This window comes from Streptomyces sp. ISL-87 (assembly GCF_018614095.1).
In the GTDB taxonomy this organism is placed as follows: domain Bacteria; phylum Actinomycetota; class Actinomycetes; order Streptomycetales; family Streptomycetaceae; genus Streptomyces.
The window spans coordinates 37,372-58,693 of record NZ_JAGGOY010000037.1 but is presented as its reverse complement, the minus strand read 5'-3'; the positions used below and the strand labels follow the sequence as shown (position 1 = coordinate 58,693).

Here is a 21,322-nt window from a genome sequence, read left to right as displayed (position 1 = left end):
CAGCGCCCGTTCGGACGCAGCCCCGGCTTATCGCAGCCCGACCCCCGCGAGGCGGGCCGGGCGGGACTACACGCAGGGAGACGACGATGGACCAGGTGACATGTGCCGTGCCTCTTCACGTGCCGCGGCCGACCGGTCCCTGGCAGGGGGTGCGGGAGAACCTGTCGCAGCTCGGCAACGCGGTGGTCTACACGACCTGGGGCGAGTGGCTGCCCAGCGTGCTCACCAACCCCCGGCTGCGGGAGCTGCTCGGCCACGACTGGGACCGCTACCGCCGTACCCCCGACGCCGCCGTGCGCTACCGGTTCGCGGCCGCCCGGCTGTTCATCAAGTACATGGCCGCCACGGCCCTGGGCACCACACCCGAGTACCTCGACCTCGCCTACCGGCTGGGCGGACGCCCGTACCTGCGCGGCTTCGACCAGCTCGAGCTGAGCCTGACCCACACCGGCGAGCTGATGGCCGTAGGGCTCAGCCGCACCGGCCGGATCGGGGTGGACGTGGAGCTCGCCGACCGCCACGTACCCCTGGAGCTGCTGGAGACGCGCATCCTCACGCCGACCGAGGCCCAGGAGCTCGCCGAGCTGCCCGAGAGCGAGCGGGTCGCCCACGCACTGCGGCTCTGGACGCTCAAGGAGGCCTACAGCAAGGCGCTCGGCCAGGGACTGCGGCTCGGCTTCAAGGAGTTCGGCTTCAGCCGGGGCGGCCGGCTGCGCGCCCCCGACGGCAGCTCCGCCACGCGCGGCGAGTGGGGCTTCGCCACCCACCCGGTCATGGGCCGTTACCTGCTCAGCGTGGCCTGCCACGACGCGGGGCTGAACACCGCGGGCGACACGTCGGTGGAGACCATGCTCGACCGGGGGTTCCTCTCCGCGATGAGCCGGCCGACGGACTGAGCACCGGCACCCCGCCCGGGCGCCCCACCTGCGGCTGAGGCCGCTCCCGAGGCGTTCCCCGCCGGATCCCGAGCCGTATCAGCCCCCCGTCAGGGATCTGGCAGCACGCTCTTCCACGATGGGCCAGGGAGTACCGCGCCCTCGGGCACGCCGCTCCGCCCCCCGAGGGCACCCGTGACCGACGGGGCCCGTACAGGAGGAAGCAGCGAGCGACCCAAGGAGGCGACCCATGGCCAGGCCGAGCCGCCGACGTCCCGTACGGGGCCGTTTGGGCCGCAACGCCGCCTCCGCCCGGGCCGCCTCGTCCGGCCGCCCGGCGCAGCCGTCCATCCCGGTGACCCGGCAGCAGCACGACCTGCTGCTCGACTTCCTCGCGCACCCGGGCAGCGGGCGGCACATCGAGCAGTTCTCGTGGTGCTGGCGCGGCCCGCTGGACACCGAGCGGTTCACCGCCGCCTGGCAGTCCGTCGTCGACCGCGAGACCGTGCTGCGCGCCGCCTTCGACTACGAGCCGGATCCGCGCGTCGTGTTCCACGACCACGCCCGCCCCGAGGTGGTGCGCCACCCGGCCGGCACCGTCGACTGGGACGAACTCCTGGAGCAGGACCGGCTGCGCGGCTTCGACGTGCGCCGCCCTGGCCCGCTGCGCGTCACGCTCGTCGACTTCGCCGCCGATCCCGGCCACTCCGCCGCGTCCCCCGCCGTACTCGGCAGCGCCCCGGCCGCCACACGCGTGCTGCTCACCTTCCACCACGGACTCCTCGACGCCTGGAGCGTGTTCGTGCTCCTGGAGGAGTTCTGCCGGGCCTACCTCGCCGACGGCGTACTGCCCGGCGGCGAGCGCAGGCCCGACATCCGCGACTGGGCGCGCTGGCTGGAGCGCCAGGACGCCGCCCCGGCACGGGACTTCTGGACCCGGGCCGTGCCCGAGGGCGCGCCCGCCCTGCTGCCCGCCCAGCCCGGCCCCGACACCCGGGAGAGCGGGTGCGGCCGTGCCGAGGCATGGCTGAGCGGCGCCGAGGCCAACCGGCTGCACCGCTGGGCCGCCGCCAGGGCCCTGCCCGACTCCAGCGCGCTCCAGGCCGTCTGGGCGCTGCTGCTGTACCGCGCGGCCGGGGTGGACGGGCCCGCGCCGGTGGGCTTCGGCGTGACCGTCTCGGGCCGCGGCATCGCCCTGGACGCCGTCGAGCGGCTGCTGGGTCCGATGCGCAACTGCCTGCCGATGGCCGTCCTGGTCGACCCCGCGCACCGGATGGGCCGCCTGCTGACGGAACTGCGGGACCGGGCGCTGGACATGGCCGCCTACGAATGGGTCTCCACCGGGCAGATCCACGAGTGGACCGGCCGCGCGACGGGCGGGAAGCTGCTGGACAGCATGGTCGCCGTGGAGAGCACCCCGCGCCCGCCGGTGGACCTGCGGACCGATCTCGCCGGCACCGGTGTCCGCTTCGACGCCGTGCACGCGAGCGGCGCGCACACCGTGTTCCCCGTCGCCCTGCTCGCCCACCGCGGCGCCGACGGCTCGCTGACGCTGGCCGCCGTCCACGACCGGGCCCGGATCTCCGACGCCGACGCGGAGCTGCTGGTCGGCCAGTGCGCCCGGCTGCTGCGCCACCTGCCCGCCACCGGGGAGACCACGAGCGTGGCCGACGTACTGGCCGCCCTGGACGGGGACGAGCCGCCGCGCGTCGCGAAGCGGCGGTGCACCGCGGACGAGAACGCCTCCCGGCGCCGCCCGCATTCGATCGGCGGGCGACCCGTCGTCGACCGGGGCACGAGCGAATATTGACACCTTGGGGCGACCGACCACGAAGGAGGCGCCCCATGGACCACGGCAGGGAAGAGTTCCGGGAAATCGAAGCGGCCGTGTTCGGAATGGTTCCCGTGGGGGCCGCGCCGCCGCTGCGGCTGGCCGGTGCGGACGAGGACGACGCCGAATTCACCATCGTCCGCAGCATCGACTGAATCCGGCGGTGACCGGCGGTGACCGGCGGCCCGATGGGGCTCGACCGGTCGCCGAGTGCTTTTCCAGTGAGGGTCGAGCGCACTTTGCCACGCTGCGTGCCCCGGGCCCGGACAGTTTTTCCCTGGTCCCGGCGAAAGCCCCATGGCACCCAGCGGAAGTAAGGACTCACACACGATGTCGCTGTCGAAGCAGCGTCCGGCCGCCTTGACGGTGTCCCCCTCGGTCGAGGCGTTCCTGAACGACGCGCAGTACGTCGCCGCGTTCACCACGATCAGGCCCGACGGCACGCTCCACGTGGCGCCCGTACGGTTCACCTGGGACGTCGCGGCCGGCCTCGCCCGGGTCATGACGGTCGCCTCCTCGCGCAAGGCGAGGAACCTGCTGGCCGCCCCGGGCAGCCGGGTGGCGCTCTGCCAGGTGCAGGACTTCACCTGGGTCACGCTCGAAGGCACCGCCACGGTCGTGGAGGATCCCGCGCGGATCGTCCTGGGGGCGAAGCTGTACGCCAAGCGCTACTGGTCCGCTCCGCCCAACCCGCCCGGCCGGGTGGTCATCGAGATCGCCGTGGACAAGGTGCTCAGCCTCAACACCTGAGACAGCGAACCGTGAGCCACGAACCGTGAGCCACGAGCCACGAGCCACGAGCCACGAACCGTGAGCCACGAGCCACGAGCCACGACAACCGCGGACACGCGTGCGGCGGCGCCGGGAACCCCTCGGCGCCGCCGCACGCGTTGGTCTCCGGTATCGGGCGCTCACGCCGCCGGTGCCGGGCTGCCGTCCGCCCACAGCAGCCGGAAGGACAGCAGCGTCAGCCGCCACCCCCGCTCGGTGCGGCGGGCCTCGCCGTTGACGAACGTACCCGTGGCGAAGATCGGCGGCAGGTCCCCCTGGGGGCGCGCATGCCGTGCGTGGTGCACGTGCGTGGAGATCAGGTTGGCGCGCAGCGAGGCCCGGTCGCCGTCCAGCACGACCACGGCCGAGGAGCCGAGGTGCTGGGTGGCCGCGAACGCCGAGAGCGCCGTGCTGTGGTACTCGGGCATGCCCGCGATGCCCTCGTGCTGGTTCATCGGGAACGCGACGACCGCGTCCTTCGTGAACAGCTCTTCCGCCCAGGCGGCGTCGAGCTCCTCGTCGTCGAGCGAGAGGAGGTAGCGGTCGAGCAGGGCCGCGACCTGAGCGCGGGATTCCGCCGCAGATTCGGTCGCGGATTCATCGGAGATTTGGTTGAAGGTCATACCTGTGAGAATGCAGTCTCCGGCACCTCCCGCGGCAAGCCCGATTGTCAAAGATCTGACGTACCCGACGTTTTTCTGGCATTTATTGTCCAAGGCCTGCACTGATGCCTATTTACGGCCGTCGAGCGCCCTCGCAATACTGGCCGAACACCAGTGGGAAGAGGGCAAATGAACTCCTTTGATGTGGACGTCGTCGTAGTGGGGGCCGGTCCCACCGGACTTATGCTCGCGGGTGAATTGAGGCTCAATGGAGTCTCGGTGACCGTGCTTGACAAGCTCGCCGAGCCGATGCAGCAGTCGCGGGCCCTCGGATTCTCCGCACGGACCATCGAGGAATTCGACCAGCGCGGCCTCATCGCCCGTTTCGGCGAAGTGGGTGTCATCCCCTTCGGCCACTTCGGCGGCGTGCCCCTCGACTACCAGGTGCTCGAAGGCGGTTCGTACGGAGCCCGCGGCATCCCGCAGGCCCGCACCGAGGGCATCCTCGGCGGCTGGGCCCAGCAGCTGGGCGCCGAGGTGCGCCGCGGCGTCGAGGTCACCGGCCTGGAGTCCGACGACGAGGGTGTGACGGTCCTCGCCGAGGGCGCCGACGGCCCCGTCCGGCTGCGGGCCCGCCACGTCGTGGGCTGCGACGGAGCCCGCAGCATCGTGCGCAAGCTCGCCGGGATCGACTTCCCGGGCACCGAGCCGACGCTGGAGCTGCGCTTCGCGGACGTCGCCGGCATCCAGCTGCGCCCCCGCTTCAGCGGCGAGCGCGTGCCCGGCGGCATGGTCATGGTCATCCCGATGGGCCCGGACCGCAGCCGCATCATCTACTTCGACCGCGACGAGCCGCTGCGCACCAGCCCGGACCCGATCACCTTCGAGGAGGTCGCCGAGGCCTTCCAGCGGCTGTCGGGCGAGGACATCAGCGGCGCGACGCCGCTGTGGGTCAGCTCGACCACCGACGTCAGCCGCCAGGCCGCCGCGTACCGCAACGGCCGGATCTTCCTCGCCGGCGACGCCGCGCACATCCACCTGCCCATCGGCGCGCAGGGCATGAGCGCGGGCGTCCAGGACGCCGTCAACCTCGGCTGGAAGCTGGCGCTGGACATCAAGGGCCAGGCGCCCCAGGGCCTGCTCGACACGTACCACGCCGAGCGGCACCCGGTCGGCGCCCGCATCCTGACCAACACCCTCGCCCAGCGGATCCTCTACCTCGGCGGTGACGAGATCACCCCGATGCGCGAGGTCTTCGGCGAGCTGGTGGAGAACTACGACTCCGTCAAGCGCCACCTCGTCGGCATGGTCACCGGCCTGGACATCCGCCACGACCTCGGCGGCGTGGACCACCCGCTGGTCGGCCGGCGCCTGCCGGACCGCGACCTGGTCGTCGACGGCGAGAAGACCTCCGCCTTCACGCTGCTGAACGCCGGCCGCGCCGTGCTCCTGGAGCTCGGCGGCGACCACGGCCTGCGCGAGGCGGCCGCCGGCTGGGCCGACCGCGTCGACGTGGTCGCCGCCGACCAGATCGACTGCGACGCCCCCGTGGACGGCATCCTCGTGCGCCCCGACGGCTACGTCGCCTGGGTCGCGCCCTCCGGCGCCGGCTCCGAAGCCCTCACCGACACCCTCAACCGCTGGTTCGGTCCCGCGAACTGACGCGCGCTCCGTCCCGCACACCTGTCACCTCAAAGGAAGCGAAGGATCATGCCCACCATCTCCATCGAGGACAAGCACCTCACCGTTCTCAACCTCTTCACCACCGACGCGCCTGAGAAGCAGGACAGCCTGATCCAGGAGATGACGAAGATCGTCGACGCGGCGACCTACGAGGGCTGGATGTCCAGCACCGTTCACGCGGGCGTCGACAGCCCGGGCACCGCCAACTTCATCCAGTGGCGCAGCGGCGAGGACCTCGAGAAGCGCTACGCCGGCGAGGAGTTCAAGCACCGCACGCTCCCCGTCTTCGGCGAGATCACCACCTCGATCCGCCTGCTCCAGAACGAGGTCGCGCACGTCCTGACCCAGCCCTCGCAGGGCGGCGTCGTCGAGATCGGCCCGGACGTGGACGCCCACACGGCCATCGCGGTCTTCAGCGTCGCCGAGGAGAACCAGGCCGAGCTGATCGACGCCCTCGGCAACGGCCAGGCCGGCATCGTGGACGCCCCCGGCTTCCGCTCGCTCGTCATCCTCAAGGGCCTGCGCGCCCGCGGCCTCGAGGGCTCCTTCGTCGTCTCCTACTCGCAGTGGGACAGCAAGGAGGCGTACGACGCCCACCGCAACCTGCCCGAGGAGAAGCTGCCGGAGGGCCGCAAGAAGGCCGAGGCGCGCGTGAACGCCGTCGCCACCTCCGTGGACGGCAACACCTACCGGGTCGTGCACACCCGCTCCGCCGCGGCCTAGTAAGACCCCTGCCGCCGCCACGCGGCGCGCACGGCTCGCAACGCCACCGGGACGCCCGGCCCCCGAGCGGGGCCGGGCGTCCCGGGGCAAAGGCGCGGCTCCGGCGGGACTCCGGCAGCCCCCGTGCGGGGCGCTATCGCCGGGCCGCACCGTCGAGGGCGATGGCTCGTTTCAGGCCGCCGCGCAGACCCTGCCTGCTGCCCGACCCCTCCCACGCAACCGCTGAGGAGCTCAAACCGTATGCACAGCACGCTGATTGTCGCCCGGATGGCAGCAGCCTCGACTAACGACGTGGCCAAGCTGTTCTCCGCTTTCGACGAGACGGACATGCCCCACAGCATGGGAACGCGGCGCCGCCAGCTGTTCTCGTACCGGGGCCTCTACTTCCACCTCCAGGACTTCGACGAGGACAACGGCGGTGAGCTCATCGAGACCGCCAAGGCCGACCCGCGCTTCATCCAGATCAGCCAGGACCTGAAGCCGTTCATCGAGGCGTACGACCCGAAGACCTGGCGCTCGCCGGCCGACGCGATGGCCACGCGCTTCTACAACTGGGAGGCGTCCGCGTGACCCGGCGACGCGTTGTCATCACCGGAATCGAGGTGATCGCCCCCGGTGGTGTCGGCAAGGAGAACTTCTGGAACCTGCTGAGCGAAGGCCGCACGGCGACGCGCGGGATCACCTTCTTCGACCCCACGCAGTTCCGCTCGCGGGTCGCCGCCGAGGTCGACTTCGACCCGTACGCGCACGGCCTGACCCCCCAGGAGGTCCGCCGCCTGGACCGGGCCGCGCAGTTCGCCGTCGTCGCCTCGCGCGGCGCCGTCGCCGACAGCGGCATCGAGCTGGGCGGGATCGACCCCACCCGCATCGGCGTCACCGTCGGCAGCGCGGTCGGCGCGACCATGGGCCTCGACGAGGAGTACCGGGTCGTCAGCAACGGCGGCCGGCTGGACCTGGTCGACCACACCTACGCGGCCCCGCACCTCTACAACCACATGGTGCCCAGCTCCTTCGCGACCGAGGTCGCCTGGGCCGTCGGCGCCGAGGGCCCCAGCACCGTGGTCTCCACCGGCTGCACCTCCGGCATCGACTCGGTCGGCTACGCCGTCGAGCTGGTCCGCGAGGGCTCGGCGGACGTGGTGATCGCCGGCTCCTCGGACGCCCCGATCTCCCCGATCACCATGGCCTGCTTCGACGCCATCAAGGCCACCACCCCGCGCTACGACGACCCGGAGCACGCCTCGCGCCCGTTCGACGGCACGCGCAACGGCTTCGTGCTCGGCGAGGGCACCGCCTTCTTCGTCCTGGAGGAGCTGGAGAGCGCGAAGAAGCGCGGCGCGCACATCTACGCCGAGATCGCCGGCTACGCCACCCGCAGCAACGCGTACCACATGACGGGTCTGCGCCCCGACGGCCTGGAGATGGCCGAGGCGATCAACCTCGCCCTCGGCGAGGCCCGCCTGAACCCCGAGGCGATCGACTACATCAACGCGCACGGCTCGGGCACCAAGCAGAACGACCGGCACGAGACCGCCGCCTTCAAGCGCAGCCTCGGCGACCACGCGTACCGCACCCCGGTCAGCTCCATCAAGTCGATGGTCGGGCACTCGCTCGGCGCCATCGGCTCCATCGAGATCGCCGCGTCCGCACTGGCCATGGAGTACGACGTCGTACCCCCGACGGCCAACCTGCACACGCCGGACCCGGAGTGCGACCTCGACTACGTCCCCGTGACCGCCCGCGACCAGCTGGTCGACGCGGTCCTCACGGTCGGCAGCGGATTCGGCGGCTTCCAGAGCGCCATGGTGCTGGCCAGCCCCGAAAGGAGCCTCGTATGACCGCGTCGGTGGTGGTCACCGGCCTGGGCATCGCAGCCCCCAACGGGCTCGGTGCCGAGGACTACTGGGCGGCGACCCGCAGTGGGAAGAACGGCATCGGCCGCATCACCCACTTCGACCCGTCCAGCTACCCGGCCCGGCTGGCCGGCGAGGTTCCCGGCTTCCAGGCCGAGGAATACCTCCCCAGCCGCCTGCTGCCGCAGACCGACCGGGTCACCCGGCTCGCGCTCGTGGCGACCGACTGGGCCCTCGCCGACGCGGGCGTCCAGCCGGGCGAGCTGCCCGAGTTCGACATGGGCGTCATCACGGCGTCCGCCGCGGGCGGCTTCGAGTTCGGCCAGGGCGAGCTGCAGAACCTGTGGAGCCGGGGCAGCCAGTACGTCTCGGCGTACCAGTCCTTCGCCTGGTTCTACGCCGTCAACAGCGGCCAGATCTCGATCCGCAACGGCATGAAGGGCCCCGCCGGCGTCGTCGTCAGCGAGGGGGCCGGCGGCCTCGACGCCGTCGCCCACGCCCGGCGCCAGATCCGCAAGGGCACCTCGCTGATCGTCACCGGCGGCGTCGACGCCTCCATCTGCCCCTGGGGCTGGGTGGCGCAGCTGTCCACCGGCAAGCTGAGCACCAGCGACGAGCCGGCCCGGGCCTACCTGCCCTTCGACCGCGACGCGCGGGGCTTCGTACCCGGCGAGGGCGGCGCGATCCTCATCACCGAGGACGCCGAGGCGGCCCGCGCCCGCGGAGCCCACATCTACGGCGAGATCGCCGGCTACGGCTCGACGATCGACCCGAAGCCCGGCAGCGGACGCGAGCCGGGCCTGCGCAAGGCGATCCAGATCGCCCTCGCGGACGCCCAGGCCGTCCCCGCCGACATCGACGTGGTCTTCGCCGACGGCGCGGGCGACCCGGCCGGCGACCTCATCGAGGCCCAGGCGATCAGCTCCGTCTTCGGGGACCGCGCCGTACCGGTGACCGTGCCCAAGACGATGACCGGACGCCTCTACTCGGGCGCCGCGTCGCTGGACCTCGCGGCCGCGTTCCTCTCGATCCGCGACGGCGTCATCCCGCCCACCGTGCACGTCGAGCCGTGCCGGGACTACCCGATCGACCTGGTCCTCGGCCAGCCCCGGCAGGCCGAGGTGCGCACCGCGCTGGTCCTGGCCCGCGGCACCGGCGGCTTCAACTCCGCGATGGTCGTGCGCGCCGCCTCGTAGCGCCGTACGACGCCCCACCACACCACCGAAGAAAAGGACTCTCACCATGGCCAGCAAGGCGTTCACCCTCGACGAGCTCAAGCGCACCCTGCGGGAGGCCGCCGGCGTCGCCGAGGGCGTCGACCTGGACAGCGACATCCTCGACACCGAGTTCGACGTGCTCGGCTACGAGTCGCTCGCGCTGCTGGAGGCCGGCAGCCTCATCGAGCGCGAGTACGGCATCTCCCTCGACGAGGAGGCCGTCAACGACGCCACCACGCCGCGCGCCTTCATCGACGTCGTCAACGCGCAGCTCGCGCCCGCCACGGCTGCCTGAAGGGAAACGGACATGACGCAGACCCCCAAGGTCGCCGTGGTCACCGGCGCCACCAGCGGAATCGGCCTCGCCTCGGCCCGCCTGCTGGCCCAGAACAACCACCAGGTCTTCATCGGCGCGCGTAACGCCGACAACATCGCCGAAACCGTCAAGGAGCTCCAGGCCGAGGGCCTGGACGTGGACGGCGCAGTCGTCGACGTCCGCGACACCGCCTCGGTCACCGCCTGGGTCCAGTCCGCCGTCGACCGGTTCGGCACCGTCGACGTCGTGGTCAACAACGCGGGCCGCTCCGGCGGCGGCGTGACCGCCGACATCGCCGAGGAGCTGTGGGACGACGTCATCGACACGAACCTCAACAGCGTCTTCCGCGTGACCCACGCCGCCCTCAACACCGGTGGCCTGCGCCACAAGAGCCGCGGCCGCGTCATCAACATCGCCTCCACCGCGGGCAAGCAGGGCGTCGTCCTCGGCGCCCCGTACTCGGCCTCCAAGCACGGCGTCGTCGGCTTCACCAAGGCCCTCGGCAACGAGCTGGCCCCGACCGGCATCACCGTCAACGCGGTCTGCCCCGGCTACGTCGAGACCCCGATGGCCCAGCGCGTGCGCCAGGGCTACGCGGCGGCCTACGACACCTCCGAGGACGCCATCCTCGAAAAGTTCCAGTCGAAGATCCCGCTCGGCCGCTACTCCACGCCCGAGGAGGTCGCCGGCCTCGTCGGTTACCTGGCCTCGGACACGGCCGCCTCCATCACCGCCCAGGCGCTCAACGTCTGCGGTGGCCTGGGCAACTTCTAAGACGCCCCCACGCACAGCGACAACACCGAGGAGAAAGCCCGTCATGACGACGCGTGAGGTCGAGCACGAGATCACCATCGGCGCCCCCACGGCAGCGGTCTACCAGCTGCTCGCGGACGTGACCAACTGGCCGCGGATCTTCCCGCCCACCATCCACGTGGACCGGATCGAGGCCGAGGGCAACGAGGAGAAGATCCGGATCTGGGCCACCGCCAACGGCCAGCCGAAGAACTGGACCTCGCGCCGCACCCTGGACCCCGAGGGCCTGCGCATCACCTTCCGCCAGGAGGTCCCGGCCCCGCCCGTCAAGGCCATGGGCGGCACCTGGATCATCGAGCCGCTGGGCGAGAGCCAGTCGCGGGTCAGGCTGCTGCACGACTACAGCGCCATCGACGACGACCCGCACGACCTGCTGTGGATCCAGCGGGCCGTGGACAAGAACAGCACTTCGGAACTGGCCGCGCTCAAGACGAACGTCGAGCTCGCGCACGCCGCCGAGACCGAGGAGCTGACCTTCTCGTTCGTCGACACCGTCCAGATCGCCGGCAGCGCGAAGGACGCGTTCGACTTCATCAACGAGGCGAACCTGTGGGCCGAGCGGCTCCCCCACGTCGCCGTGGTCCGCCTGGCCGAGGACACCCCGGGTCTCCAGGAGCTGGAGATGGACACCCGCGCCAAGGACGGCTCGGTGCACACCACCAAGTCGTACCGGGTCGTCTTCCCCCACCACAAGATCGCCTACAAGCAGGTCACGCTGCCCGCGCTGATGACCCTGCACACCGGCGAGTGGACCTTCGAGGAGAACGACGAGGGCCACGCCGCCTCCTCGCAGCACACCGTCACCATCAACACGGACAACATCGCGCGGATCCTCGGCCCGGAGGCCACCGTGGCCGACGCCCGGGCCTACGTGCACACCGCGCTGTCCACCAACAGCAGCGCCACGCTGGCCCACGCCAAGGCCTACGCCGAGCAGAAGGCCTGACCATGGCGTCGGACCGTCTGGAGGCGGATGTCGTCGTCGTCGGGGCCGGTCCCGTCGGGCTCATGCTCGCCGGTGAACTGGCCCGCGGCGGCGCCGACGTGGTCGTGCTGGAGAAGCGGCGCGCCCCCAGCACGGAGTCGAGGGCCTCCACGCTGCACGCCCGCACCATGGAGATCCTCGACAGCCGCGGGCTGCTGCCCGACATCGGCACCCCGCCGAACGAGCCGCGCGGCCACTTCGGCGGCATCCCCCTCGACCTCACCCTGCCCAGCCCCCACCCGGGCCAGTGGAAGGTGCCGCAGACCAAGACCGAAGCGGTCCTGGAGGAGTGGGCGATCTCGCTGGGCGCCGACATCCGGTGCGGCCACGAACTGACCGCCCTGCGAGAGACCGGGGAGCACGCCCTGGCCGAGGCCGAGGGCCGCGACGGGCAGCTGGCCCTGCGCGCCCGCTACCTGGTGGCCTGCGACGGAGAGGACAGCGCCGTACGGGCCCTGACCGGCGCCGACTTCCCCGGCGAGAACGCCGGCCGCGAACTGATCCGCGCCGACGTCGACGGCATCGAGGTCCCGAACCGGCGCTTCCAGCGCCTGGAGCATGGACTGGCCATCGCGGCGCGCCGCAACGACGGCGTCACGCGGGTGATGGTGCACGAGTTCGGCTCGGCCGCGAAGCCGCGTACCGGCGACGCGCGGTTCGAGGAGATCGCCGACGTCTGGAAGCGGGTCACCGGCGAGGACATCAGCGGCGGCACGCCGCTGTGGGTCAACTCCTTCGGTGACGCCTCCCGCCAGCTCACCCGGTACCGGCACGGCCGGATCCTGTTCGCCGGCGATGCCGCCCACCGGCAGATGCCGATCGGCGGGCAGGCCCTCAACCTCGGTCTGCAGGACGCGTTCAACCTCGGCTGGAAGCTCGCGCTGCACGTGCGCGGAGCCGCCCCCGCCGAACTGCTCGACACCTACCACGCCGAGCGGCACGCGGTCGGCCGGCGGGTCCTGTCCAACATCAGGGCCCAGGCCATGATGCTGCTCGGCGGCCCCGAGGTGGAGCCGCTGCGCACCGTACTGGGCGAGCTGATCGCCCTGGAGGACGTACGGGCCCACCTCGCCGGCATGATCAGCGGCCTGGACGTGCGCTACGACGTCGGCGGGCCCGCACACGAGCTGCTCGGGCTCCGGCTGCCGGACACCGTGCTGCTGGCCGGCGAAGGCACCGTCACCACCACGCGGTTGCTGCGCGAACACCACGGCCTGCTGCTCGACCTGCGCGGCGGCGCGGGCGACCCGCTGCCCGACACCGGCGGCTGGGCGGACCGCGTCACCGTGGTCGCCGCCCTCCCCGAGCAGGGCGGCGCCCTGGAGGGCGTCGACCGTGTGCTGGTCCGCCCGGACGGCCACGTCGCCTGGGCGGGGTCCGGCGGGGCCGGGCTGCGGGAGGCACTCGAGCGCTGGTTCGGCCCGGGCCGCTGAGCCGCGCCGCTCCGGGGGCTCGCGCCCTCGGACTCCCCACACCACCGGTGGAACGCCAAATGACGTATCTCGAGGAAGGGAACACCATGGAAGGGACAGCGGTGGACACCGATGTCATCATCGTCGGAGCCGGTCCGACCGGCCTGATGCTCGCCGGGGAACTGCGCCTGGGCGGGGCACGCGTCATCGTCACGGAGCGGCTGACCGACCCCACCATGCAGTCGCGGGGCCTGGGCTTCACCGCCCGCACCATGGAGTCGTTCGACCAGCGCGGACTGCTGCCCCGGTGGGGACAGCTCGAGACGATGCCGATGGGCCACTTCGGCGGCGTCCAGTTCGACTACACGGCGCTGGAGGACGCCCACTTCGGCGCCCGCGGCGTACTGCAGTGGCGGACCGAGGAGGCCCTGGAGACGTGGGCCACCGAGCTCGGCGCGGACATCCGGCGCGGCTGGGAGTTCACGGAGCTGGCGGAGGGCTTCCTGGACGGCGACGCCGTCGAGATCACCGTCAACACCCCGGACGGGGAGCAGCGGCTGCGCGCCTCCTACCTGGTGGCCTGCGACGGCTCGCGCAGCACCATCCGCCGGGCGGCCGGCTTCGACTTCCCCGGCATCCCGGCCAGCCGGAAGATGTACGTCGCCGACGTGGTCGGCTGCGACCTGCGCCCGCGCTACCTCGGCGAGCAGCTGCCGAACGGCATGGTGATGGTCGGCCCGCTGGGTGACGGCGTGGACCGCATCATCGCCTGCCCGCACGGCACCCCGGCCAGCGACCGCGACGCGAGCGTCCCCTTCGAGGAGGTCGCCGACGCCTGGGAGCACATCACCGGCGAGGACATCCACGGCGGCGGCGCCAAGTGGGTCAGCTCCTTCACCGACGCCACCCGCCAGACCTCCGAGTACCGGCGCGGCCGGGTCCTGGTGGCCGGCGACGCCGCGCACATCCACCTCCCGGCCGGCGGCCAGGGTCTGAGCACCGGTGTGCAGGACGCGGTCAACCTCGGCTGGAAGCTGGCCTCCGTGGCACGCGGCACGGCGCCGGACTCCCTGCTCGACACGTACCACTCCGAGCGGCATCCCGTCGGCAAGCGGCTGCTGATGAACACCCGCGCCCAGGGCACGGTGTTCCTCGGCGGCGAGCAGGCGCAGCCGCTGCGCGAGCTGTTCCAGGAGCTCGTCCAGTACGACGAGGTCAAGCGGCACCTGGCCGGCATCGTCAGCCACCTCGACATCCGCTACGACCTCGGCGACGCTCCGGTCGGCGACGCGGACCACGCGCTGCTGGGCCGCCGGATGCCGCCGCGGCTGCTGGTCGGCGCGGACGGCGAGACCCGCATCACCGAGCTGCTGCACCCCGGGCACGGTGTGCTGCTCGACCTGGCCGACGACGACGGGGTGCGCCGTACGGCGGCTGCCTGGCAGGGCCGGGTGGACGTGGCGACCGTGCACGCCAAGCCCACCGACGGACCCGACCCGCTGGCCGGCACCACGGCCCTGCTGGTCCGCCCCGACGGCTACGTGGCCTGGGCCGGATCCTCCGCGGAGCAGGGCCTCACGGCCGCGCTCGAGCGCTGGTTCGGACCGGCCGACTGAACCCCTCCCCCAGGGGACGCGCCCCTGCCCCACCGGTACGCCGGTGGGGCAGGGGCGCTTCTTCGTGCGTTGGCACGAGGGGACGCGGGCGCGACGGGCGGGTGCGCGGGGCATGCGGGTACGGGGTTCCGCGCGGGCACGAAGAAACCCCGGCTCCGCGTCGGGGGATCGCGGAGCCGGGGTCGATGAGCGGGCCTGATGGGGGATCAGACCTGAGGGGATCAGACCGGAATGGCCTCGACGATCGAGACCGGGGAGCCCGTCTCCACCACGCGCTCCAGCTTGAAGCCGGCCCGGGCGACCAGGTCGGCGTACTGCGTGGCCGTGCGCTCCTTGCCGCCCACCAGCAGCATCAGCCACATGTCGACGAGCTTGCCCGAGTGCGGGGCGTTGAGCTCGCCCTCCGGGATCACCATCTCGACCAGCAGCAGCTTGCCGCCGGGCTTGATGGCAGCGCGGACGTTCTTGAGGATCTCCAGCACCTGGTGCTCGGGCCAGTCGTGCACGATGTGCTTGAGGACGTACGCGTCGCCGCCCTCCACGACCGCGTCGAAGAGCCCGCCGGCGTGGGTGGTGGCGCGGTCCGCGACACCCTGCTCGGCGAGGAACTCGGCGGCTCCGTTGCCCTCGACCCGGGGGTCGGAGAGGATGCCGCGCGTGTCCGGGGCGCTCTCCAGGATGCCCGCGAGCAGTCCGCCGCGGCCGCCGCAGAAGTCGACGACCGTGCCGAACTGCGAGAAATCGTACGAGGCGACCACGGGCACGGTCTCGGTGTCGGACATGTTGCCCATGCCCTTGATGAACACCTCGCCGTACTCGGCGTTCTGCTCCAGGTATTCGAAGGCGCCCATGCCGCGCAGCTTCGGCAGGCTCGGCTCGCCGGTCCTGACGGAGTCCAGCAGGTGGCTCCAGTCCTCCCAGTGGATCGGGTGGCCCATCAGCACGGCGATGTCGCGCATGGTCAGCGGGTGGTCCGCGCGCAGCGCGTCACCCATCGGGGTCAGCGCGTACGTGCCGTCCGCCTGGCCCTCGAAGATGTGGTAGCTGGCCAGCAGGCGCAGCAGCCGGTCCACGGCCTCCGCGTTTGCGCCGACCCGCTCGGCGATCTCCTGGGGACCCAGCGGACCGTCCTGCAGCGCCTCGGCGACGCGCAGTTCGGCGGCGACGTGAATCGCCTGCGTGACCATGGAGCCCATGGTCAGCTCCAGCAGGGCGAACGGAGCGAATTGAGCGGGCGGGGGCGGCAATGCGGGCATGCGATTCCTCCATGGCAGCAGCGTGAATTCTGTCCCAACCGCCGGAAGGGACCCGTTACTACCACGATAGGCAAACGACTCGACGCGCCCTGGAGTCGTACTCGAATTCCCCTGGCGTGCGCGTTCCTTCTGTTCAACCGCGGAAATTCTGCAGTTATACACAGACTATTTCTCGCCTATCTTGGCGCAGGTTTCACAACCGCTCCCGGACATACGGGGGAGCGCCGACTAGGGAGAGACATGTCGAGTTCACGCAAGTCCTGGAAGAAGGCCCTCCTGGCGGCGGGCGCGGCCGGCATCGTCGTCGCGCCGCTGCTGTCCGGCCCGGCTCAGGCCACCACGGACGACGCGGTTCTGGAAGTCATCGCCACCGGGCTGAAGAACCCCCGCGGCGTCACCGCGCTGTACGACGGCACCGTGCTCGTGGCGGAGGCCGGCGAGGGCCTGGTGGGCTGCGCCGCCGGCGTCCAGTGCGCGGGCGCCACCGGCGCCATCTACAAGGTCAAGGGCAGCACCAAGGGCCGTGTCGTGACGGGCCTCTCCTCCGTCGCCGCGGGCGCGGCGACCGGCGCCCCGGTCATCGCCAGCGGCCCCGTCGAGGTCGTGCCCGACCCGAACGGCGGCTACACCTACCTCAGTAACTTCGGCGGCAACCGCACCACCGCCGACCGCACCGCGCTCGGCGCGAACGCGAAGACGCTGGGCACGCTCGCCCGTACCCGCGACGGCAAGATCCTCGCCGACCTCGTCGACCACGAGACCCGCCTGAACCCGGACGGCGGCGACATCAACGCCAACGCGATGGGCTTCGTCCGCAGCGGCTCCGGCTGGCTGATCACCGACGCCGCCGCCAACGACGTGGTCCGCGGCGCCAGCGACGCCACCACCTCCACCGCGTACGTCCTGCCCAAGAACCAGCTGGCAAACGGCACCGCCGCCGAGTCGGTGCCGACCGGCATCGTCAAGGACTGGGACGGCACCCTCTACATCGCCGACATGAGCGGCGGCAACGTGGGCGCCTCGCGCATCTGGAAGGTCGAGCCGGGCAAGCAGCCCGAGGTCTTCGTGACCGGCCTGACCAACGTGATCGACCTGGAGTTCGACTGGAAGGGCGACCTGCTCGCCCTGACGTACAGCAAGTCCACCCTGATGGGCCCGCCGTCGGCGGGCGCGCTGACCGAGATCAACACGCTCACCAAGGCGGTCCACGAGATCCCGACCGGTGACAAGCTGCTCCAGCCGACCGGCCTCGCGGTCGACGCGTACGGCGACGTGTACGTCACCAACAAGACCGTCGGCACCAGCGGCGAACTGGTGAAGGTGCACTACTGACGGCTGCGCGCACCGCGCACGCTCCCTCGACGGCCCCCGCCGGTCCCTGGACCGGCGGGGGCCGTCGGCCGTGGGGGCCGTCGGCTGTGCGTGGCCGGGCGGGCGTGCTCGCCGCTCGTGGCCTGCGGCGGCCGGGGCCGCGACGCGGCGGGGCCCCGATGGGAAGCGGCTCGGACGCCGCTCGACAGCCGCTGGAGAAGGGCGTCTTGGAGCCGGGCGGCTCGGCATCCTGGCCGGGCATCGACTTGCGCCGACGTCCATGGAGGCTGCCCGTGTCCCTTCACACCGAGACCCCTCACGCCGCAGGCCTGACCGGCGTGTGGCTGGTCGGGGCCCGCGGGTCGGTCGCCACCACGGCGGTCGCGGGCTGCGCGGCACTGGCGGCCGGGCTCCAGCCGCCCACCGGACTGGTCACCGAGACCCCCGCCTTCGCCGGCAGCGGCCTGCCGGCGCTGTCGTCACTGGTCTTCGGCGGACACGACACGAGCGTCGCCCCCCTGCCCAAGCGGGCGGAGGAACTGGCCGCCCAGGGCGTGCTGCCGCACTGGCTGCCCGCCGCCGTGCGGGCCGAACTGGCCGCCGCCGACGAGCGCATCCGCCCGGGCGGGCCGCAGCCGGGCGACGAGCGCGGCCCCGAGGAACTGATCGCCGCCTTCGCCGCGGACATGGCGGAGTTCGTCCGCGCCACCGGCGCCGCCCGCGCGGTCGTCGTGAACGTCGCCTCCACCGAGCCGGTCCCGGCCGCCGGCGCGCTGCCGGCCAGCTCCCTGTACGCGGCGGCGGCCCTGAAGGCCGGCTGCGCCTACGTCAATTTCACGCCATCGGCCGGGCTGAACCACCCGGAACTCGTCGCGCCGGCCGCGGCGTCGGGCCTCCCGTACGCGGGCCGCGACGGCAAGACCGGGCAGACGCTGCTGCGCGCCGTACTCGCGCCGATGTTCCACCAGCGGGCGCTGGAGGTACGGGCCTGGTCGGGCACGAACCTGCTGGGCGGCGGCGACGGGGCCGCGTTGGCCGACCCGGCGGCCGCGGCGGCGAAGAACGCCGGCAAGGAGCGGGTGCTCGCCGACAACCTGGGCTCGGTACCCGAGGGCGAGGTGCACATCGACGACGTGCCGGCGCTCGGGGACTGGAAGACGGCCTGGGACCACGTCGCGTTCGACGGGTTCCTCGGCACGCGGATGGTGCTCCAGACGATCTGGCAGGGCTGCGACTCGGCGCTCGCCGCGCCGCTGGTCCTGGACCTGGCCCGGCTGGTGAGCCGCGCCCACGAGCGCGGCCTGTCCGGGCCGCGCCCCGAACTCGGCTTCTACTTCAAGGACCCCGACGGCGGCAGCTCGGCCCTGCCGGAGCAGTACGAGGCGCTGCTGGCCTTCGGCGAGCTGCTGGGGGAGTCCCGATGACCGCCCCCGCGCACCTTCCCCCGGTGCGGATGTGGGCGCAGCGCCTGGGCTTCACGGCCGGCGAGGCACCGCGCACGCGCCCCGCCCCGCAGGCCCGTCCCAAGGCCACGCCGGCGCCCCTCTCGCTGCCCGCCGTCCCGTGCCCCACGGCCGGGGAGCGGCTCCGGGCCTGGGCGGAACTGCTCAGGATTCCGGCCGTTTTCACGGTGCCGGGCGACGCCCTCGCGGGGGCCGCGGCCGTCGGGGCGGCCCCCCGGGGGCGCACCGCCCTGGCGGTGGGTGCCTCGCTGTGCCTGTACGAGGCGGGGATGGCGCTCAACGACTGGGCGGACCGGGACACGGACGCGCTGGAGCGCCCGCACCGGCCGCTGCCCTCGGGCCGCATCCGTCCGGAGGCCGCCCTCGCGGCGGCCGGCGTACTCACGGCTGCGGGCCTCGCCCTGGCGGCGCGGGCGGGCCGCGGCGCGTTCGCGGTCGCCGTGCCGCTGGCCGCCACGGTCTGGGCGTACGACCTGAAGCTCAAGCACACCAAGGCGGGCCCGGTGGCGATGGCGGCCGCCCGCTCTCTGGACCTCCTGCTGGGCGCGGCCGCGGTGTCCGGATCCGTACGCCCGGCCCTCGCCCCGGCAGCCGTCCTGGGCGCCCACACCTGCGCCGTCACCGTGGTCTCCCGCCGCGAAGCCGAAGGCGGCTCTACCACCGCCCCCCTCGCGGCCCTCGCCGCGACAGCCGTCCTCTCCACCGCCCTGGCCCGCCGCCCCGCGGCCGCCACCGGGGACGACTCGGGCTGGCGTGCCCGTCGCGGTGGGGTTGCCGCCGACGACGCCTCGGATCGGCGTGCCCGTCGCGGTGGGGCTGCGGCCGGCGACGCCTCGGGCCGGCGTGCCCGGCGCGGCGGGGTTGCCGCCGGGGACGAGTCGGGCTGGCGTGCCCGGGCCGCCGGGGTCGCGCCGGACGTCGTCCGGGTGGCGATGGCCGCCGGGTACGGGCTGACCTTCGCGCGCCCGCTCTTCCACGCCGCCCTCAATCCGTCACCCGCGCTCACCCAGCGGGCGGTCGGCGGGGGGATCCGCGCCATGATGCCGCTGCAAGGCGGGCTCATGGCCCGGTCCGGCGCGCCCGGGGCGGCGATCCTGACCGTCGCCTTCGCGCCCCTCGCCGCCCGCGTGGCGCGGAAGGTGAGCTGCACATGAGCCGGCTCCGCCTGGGATACGGCACCAACGGGCTGACCGACCTGCGGCTGGAGGACGCCCTCGCGCTGCTGGCCGACCTCGGCTACGACGGGGTCGGGCTGACGCTCGACCACATGCACCTGGACCCCTTCGCCCCCGACCTCGCCGCCCGCACCGCCCGCACCGCCCGGCGGCTCGCCGAGCTCGGGCTCGGGGTGACGGTGGAGACCGGCGCACGCTACGTCCTCGACCCGCGCCGCAAGCACGGGCCCACCCTGCTCGACGCGGACGCGGACGCCCGTGGGGCCCGCGTCCGGCTGCTGGTCCGGGCCGTGCGGATCGCCGCCGAGCTCGGTGCGCACGCCGTGCACTGCTTCAGCGGGATCCTGCCCGACGGCGTCGACGAGGACACCGCCTGGAAGCGCCTGGGCGAGGCCCTCGGGCCGGTCCTGGACGCCGCCGAGGCCAGCGGCGTACCGCTCGCCATCGAACCGGAGCCCGGCCACCTGCTGGGCACCCTCGCCGACTTCCACCGGCTGCGCGCAGACCTCGGCGACCCCGACCCCGCCCTCCTCGGCCTGACCCTCGACATCGGGCACTGCCAGTGCCTGGAGCCGCAATCCCCGGCCGACTGCGTGCGCGAGGCGGCGCCCTGGCTGCGGCACGTGCAGATCGAGGACATGCGCCGCGGGGTCCACGAGCACCTGCCCTTCGGCGACGGCGAGATCGACTTCCCGCCCGTGCTCGACGCCCTGGCGGCCACCGGCTACCAGGGGCTGACCGTCGTCGAACTGCCCCGCCACTCCCACGCCGGGCCCGAACTCGCCGCGCAGTCCCTGCGGTTCTTGCGAAATGGAGGGACGAGATGACCGCCGCCCCGTACACCGGCCACCCCGACACCGAGCTGTACCAGGAGCTCGACGACGACGCCCGCCACTGGCTGGACGCGGCCCGCGCCGAGGCCGCCGCCCACGCCCCCGCCTGGGAGCTGCGCTTCGCCGAGGCCGGCCGCAGGTGCGGCGGCGGAGACCCCGACGCGGCACGCGTACTGCTCCTGCTCGCCGCCCGCCCCGGCCCCGCCGATACCACCCGGCTCTACCGGCAGGGCACGGCCGCCGAACGCCGCGCCGTCCTGCTCGCCCTGCCGAGCCTGGACCTCGGCCCCGCCGACGGCGTGCCGCTGGTCGAGGACGCGCTCCGCGCCAACGACACCAGCCTGGTCGCCGCCGCCGTCGGCCCGTACGCGGCCCGGCACTTGTCGCCGCACGCCTGGCGGCACGCCGTACTCAAATGCCTGTTCACCGGCGTGCCCCTGGCCGTCGTCGCCGGTCTCGGCGACCGCGCCCGCGGCGACGGCGAACTCGCCCGGATGCTCACCGCCTACGCCGCCGAGCGCACCGCCGCCGGCCGTGAGGTCCCCGAGGACCTGCGCCACCTGCTCGCCCTGACCGAGGAGCTCTAA

21 protein-coding genes are annotated in these 21,322 nt (G+C 72.9%); 19 read left to right on the top strand and 2 right to left on the bottom strand.

The features are described from left to right. Positions 1-107: 107 nt before the first annotated feature. From J7I97_RS14585 to J7I97_RS14570, 4 genes are all read left to right on the top strand, one after another. Positions 108-896 (top strand): 4'-phosphopantetheinyl transferase superfamily protein, encoded by a 789-nt coding sequence (locus J7I97_RS14585; RefSeq protein ID WP_308363495.1) that lies wholly within the window; start codon positions 108-110, stop codon positions 894-896. 229 nt (positions 897-1,125) lie between these two features. After that, positions 1,126-2,685, top strand: coding sequence for a condensation domain-containing protein (locus J7I97_RS14580; RefSeq protein ID WP_214934844.1), 1,560 nt, complete (start codon positions 1,126-1,128; stop codon positions 2,683-2,685). Between the two features lie 35 nt (positions 2,686-2,720). Beyond that, a complete protein-coding gene (locus tag J7I97_RS14575) occupies positions 2,721-2,861 on the top strand; it encodes a hypothetical protein (RefSeq protein ID WP_214934842.1) in 141 nt (46 codons plus the stop codon). A gap of 175 nt (positions 2,862-3,036) precedes the next feature. Further along, positions 3,037-3,456, top strand: a complete 420-nt coding sequence (locus J7I97_RS14570; protein ID WP_214934840.1) for a pyridoxamine 5'-phosphate oxidase family protein — start codon at positions 3,037-3,039, stop codon at positions 3,454-3,456. 161 nt (positions 3,457-3,617) lie between these two features. On the opposite strand, the gene J7I97_RS14565 is transcribed toward J7I97_RS14570, so the two are convergent. Beyond that, positions 3,618-4,100, bottom strand: a complete 483-nt coding sequence (locus tag J7I97_RS14565; protein ID WP_214934838.1) for a nuclear transport factor 2 family protein — start codon at positions 4,098-4,100, stop codon at positions 3,618-3,620. Positions 4,101-4,268: 168 nt separating this feature from the next. Here J7I97_RS14565 and J7I97_RS14560 point away from each other — a divergent pair, with 168 nt between their 5' ends. The 10 genes from J7I97_RS14560 (at position 4,269) to J7I97_RS14515 (ending at position 14,697) form a co-directional block, all read left to right on the top strand. Then, a complete protein-coding gene (locus tag J7I97_RS14560) occupies positions 4,269-5,741 on the top strand; it encodes an FAD-dependent monooxygenase (protein WP_214934836.1) in 1,473 nt (490 codons plus the stop codon). 48 nt (positions 5,742-5,789) lie between these two features. After that, positions 5,790-6,485 carry an antibiotic biosynthesis monooxygenase family protein gene (locus J7I97_RS14555; RefSeq protein WP_214934834.1) on the top strand — a complete coding sequence of 232 codons (696 nt, stop codon included), beginning with the start codon at positions 5,790-5,792 and terminating at the stop codon, positions 6,483-6,485. A 240-nt stretch (positions 6,486-6,725) separates the two neighbouring features. Beyond that, the gene (locus J7I97_RS14550; protein ID WP_214934832.1) at positions 6,726-7,055 is read left to right on the top strand and encodes a TcmI family type II polyketide cyclase; all 330 of its coding nucleotides are present in this window, start codon (positions 6,726-6,728) and stop codon (positions 7,053-7,055) included. Beyond that, complete coding sequence (locus tag J7I97_RS14545) at positions 7,052-8,323, top strand: beta-ketoacyl synthase (protein ID WP_214934830.1); 1,272 nt, start codon at positions 7,052-7,054, stop codon at positions 8,321-8,323. Before J7I97_RS14550 ends, J7I97_RS14545 begins: the two co-directional genes overlap by 4 nt. Beyond that, on the top strand, positions 8,320-9,534 hold the full coding sequence (locus J7I97_RS14540) for a ketosynthase chain-length factor (RefSeq protein WP_214934828.1): 1,215 nt from the start codon (positions 8,320-8,322) through the stop codon (positions 9,532-9,534). Before J7I97_RS14545 ends, J7I97_RS14540 begins: the two co-directional genes overlap by 4 nt. Before the next feature lie 46 nt (positions 9,535-9,580). Further along, positions 9,581-9,850: an acyl carrier protein gene (locus J7I97_RS14535; RefSeq protein WP_214934826.1), complete on the top strand. Its 270-nt coding sequence runs from the start codon at positions 9,581-9,583 to the stop codon at positions 9,848-9,850. A gap of 12 nt (positions 9,851-9,862) precedes the next feature. Continuing rightward, positions 9,863-10,645 carry an SDR family NAD(P)-dependent oxidoreductase gene (locus tag J7I97_RS14530; RefSeq protein WP_214934824.1) on the top strand — a complete coding sequence of 261 codons (783 nt, stop codon included), beginning with the start codon at positions 9,863-9,865 and terminating at the stop codon, positions 10,643-10,645. Positions 10,646-10,688: 43 nt separating this feature from the next. Further along, positions 10,689-11,630 (top strand): aromatase/cyclase, encoded by a 942-nt coding sequence (locus J7I97_RS14525; protein ID WP_214934822.1) that lies wholly within the window; start codon positions 10,689-10,691, stop codon positions 11,628-11,630. Between the two features lie 2 nt (positions 11,631-11,632). Then, the gene (locus J7I97_RS14520; protein WP_214934820.1) at positions 11,633-13,102 is read left to right on the top strand and encodes an FAD-dependent oxidoreductase; all 1,470 of its coding nucleotides are present in this window, start codon (positions 11,633-11,635) and stop codon (positions 13,100-13,102) included. Between the two features lie 59 nt (positions 13,103-13,161). After that, positions 13,162-14,697, top strand: a complete 1,536-nt coding sequence (locus J7I97_RS14515) for an FAD-dependent monooxygenase (RefSeq protein ID WP_251058812.1) — start codon at positions 13,162-13,164, stop codon at positions 14,695-14,697. A 221-nt stretch (positions 14,698-14,918) separates the two neighbouring features. Here the strand turns inward: J7I97_RS14515 and J7I97_RS14510 are convergent, their stop codons facing one another. Next, positions 14,919-15,953 (bottom strand): acetylserotonin O-methyltransferase, encoded by a 1,035-nt coding sequence (locus J7I97_RS14510; RefSeq protein ID WP_251058811.1) that lies wholly within the window; start codon positions 15,951-15,953, stop codon positions 14,919-14,921. Positions 15,954-16,193: 240 nt separating this feature from the next. Here J7I97_RS14510 and J7I97_RS14505 point away from each other — a divergent pair, with 240 nt between their 5' ends. From J7I97_RS14505 to J7I97_RS14485, 5 genes are all read left to right on the top strand, one after another. Then, the gene (locus J7I97_RS14505; RefSeq protein WP_214934818.1) at positions 16,194-17,285 is read left to right on the top strand and encodes a ScyD/ScyE family protein; all 1,092 of its coding nucleotides are present in this window, start codon (positions 16,194-16,196) and stop codon (positions 17,283-17,285) included. A 272-nt stretch (positions 17,286-17,557) separates the two neighbouring features. Next, on the top strand, positions 17,558-18,688 hold the full coding sequence (locus J7I97_RS14500) for an inositol-3-phosphate synthase (protein WP_308363496.1): 1,131 nt from the start codon (positions 17,558-17,560) through the stop codon (positions 18,686-18,688). Beyond that, complete coding sequence (locus tag J7I97_RS14495; RefSeq protein WP_214934814.1) at positions 18,685-19,881, top strand: SCO3242 family prenyltransferase; 1,197 nt, start codon at positions 18,685-18,687, stop codon at positions 19,879-19,881. Before J7I97_RS14500 ends, J7I97_RS14495 begins: the two co-directional genes overlap by 4 nt. Then, positions 19,878-20,729: a sugar phosphate isomerase/epimerase gene (locus J7I97_RS14490; RefSeq protein WP_214934812.1), complete on the top strand. Its 852-nt coding sequence runs from the start codon at positions 19,878-19,880 to the stop codon at positions 20,727-20,729. Before J7I97_RS14495 ends, J7I97_RS14490 begins: the two co-directional genes overlap by 4 nt. Then, positions 20,726-21,322, top strand: a complete 597-nt coding sequence (locus J7I97_RS14485) for an EboA domain-containing protein (protein ID WP_214934810.1) — start codon at positions 20,726-20,728, stop codon at positions 21,320-21,322. Before J7I97_RS14490 ends, J7I97_RS14485 begins: the two co-directional genes overlap by 4 nt.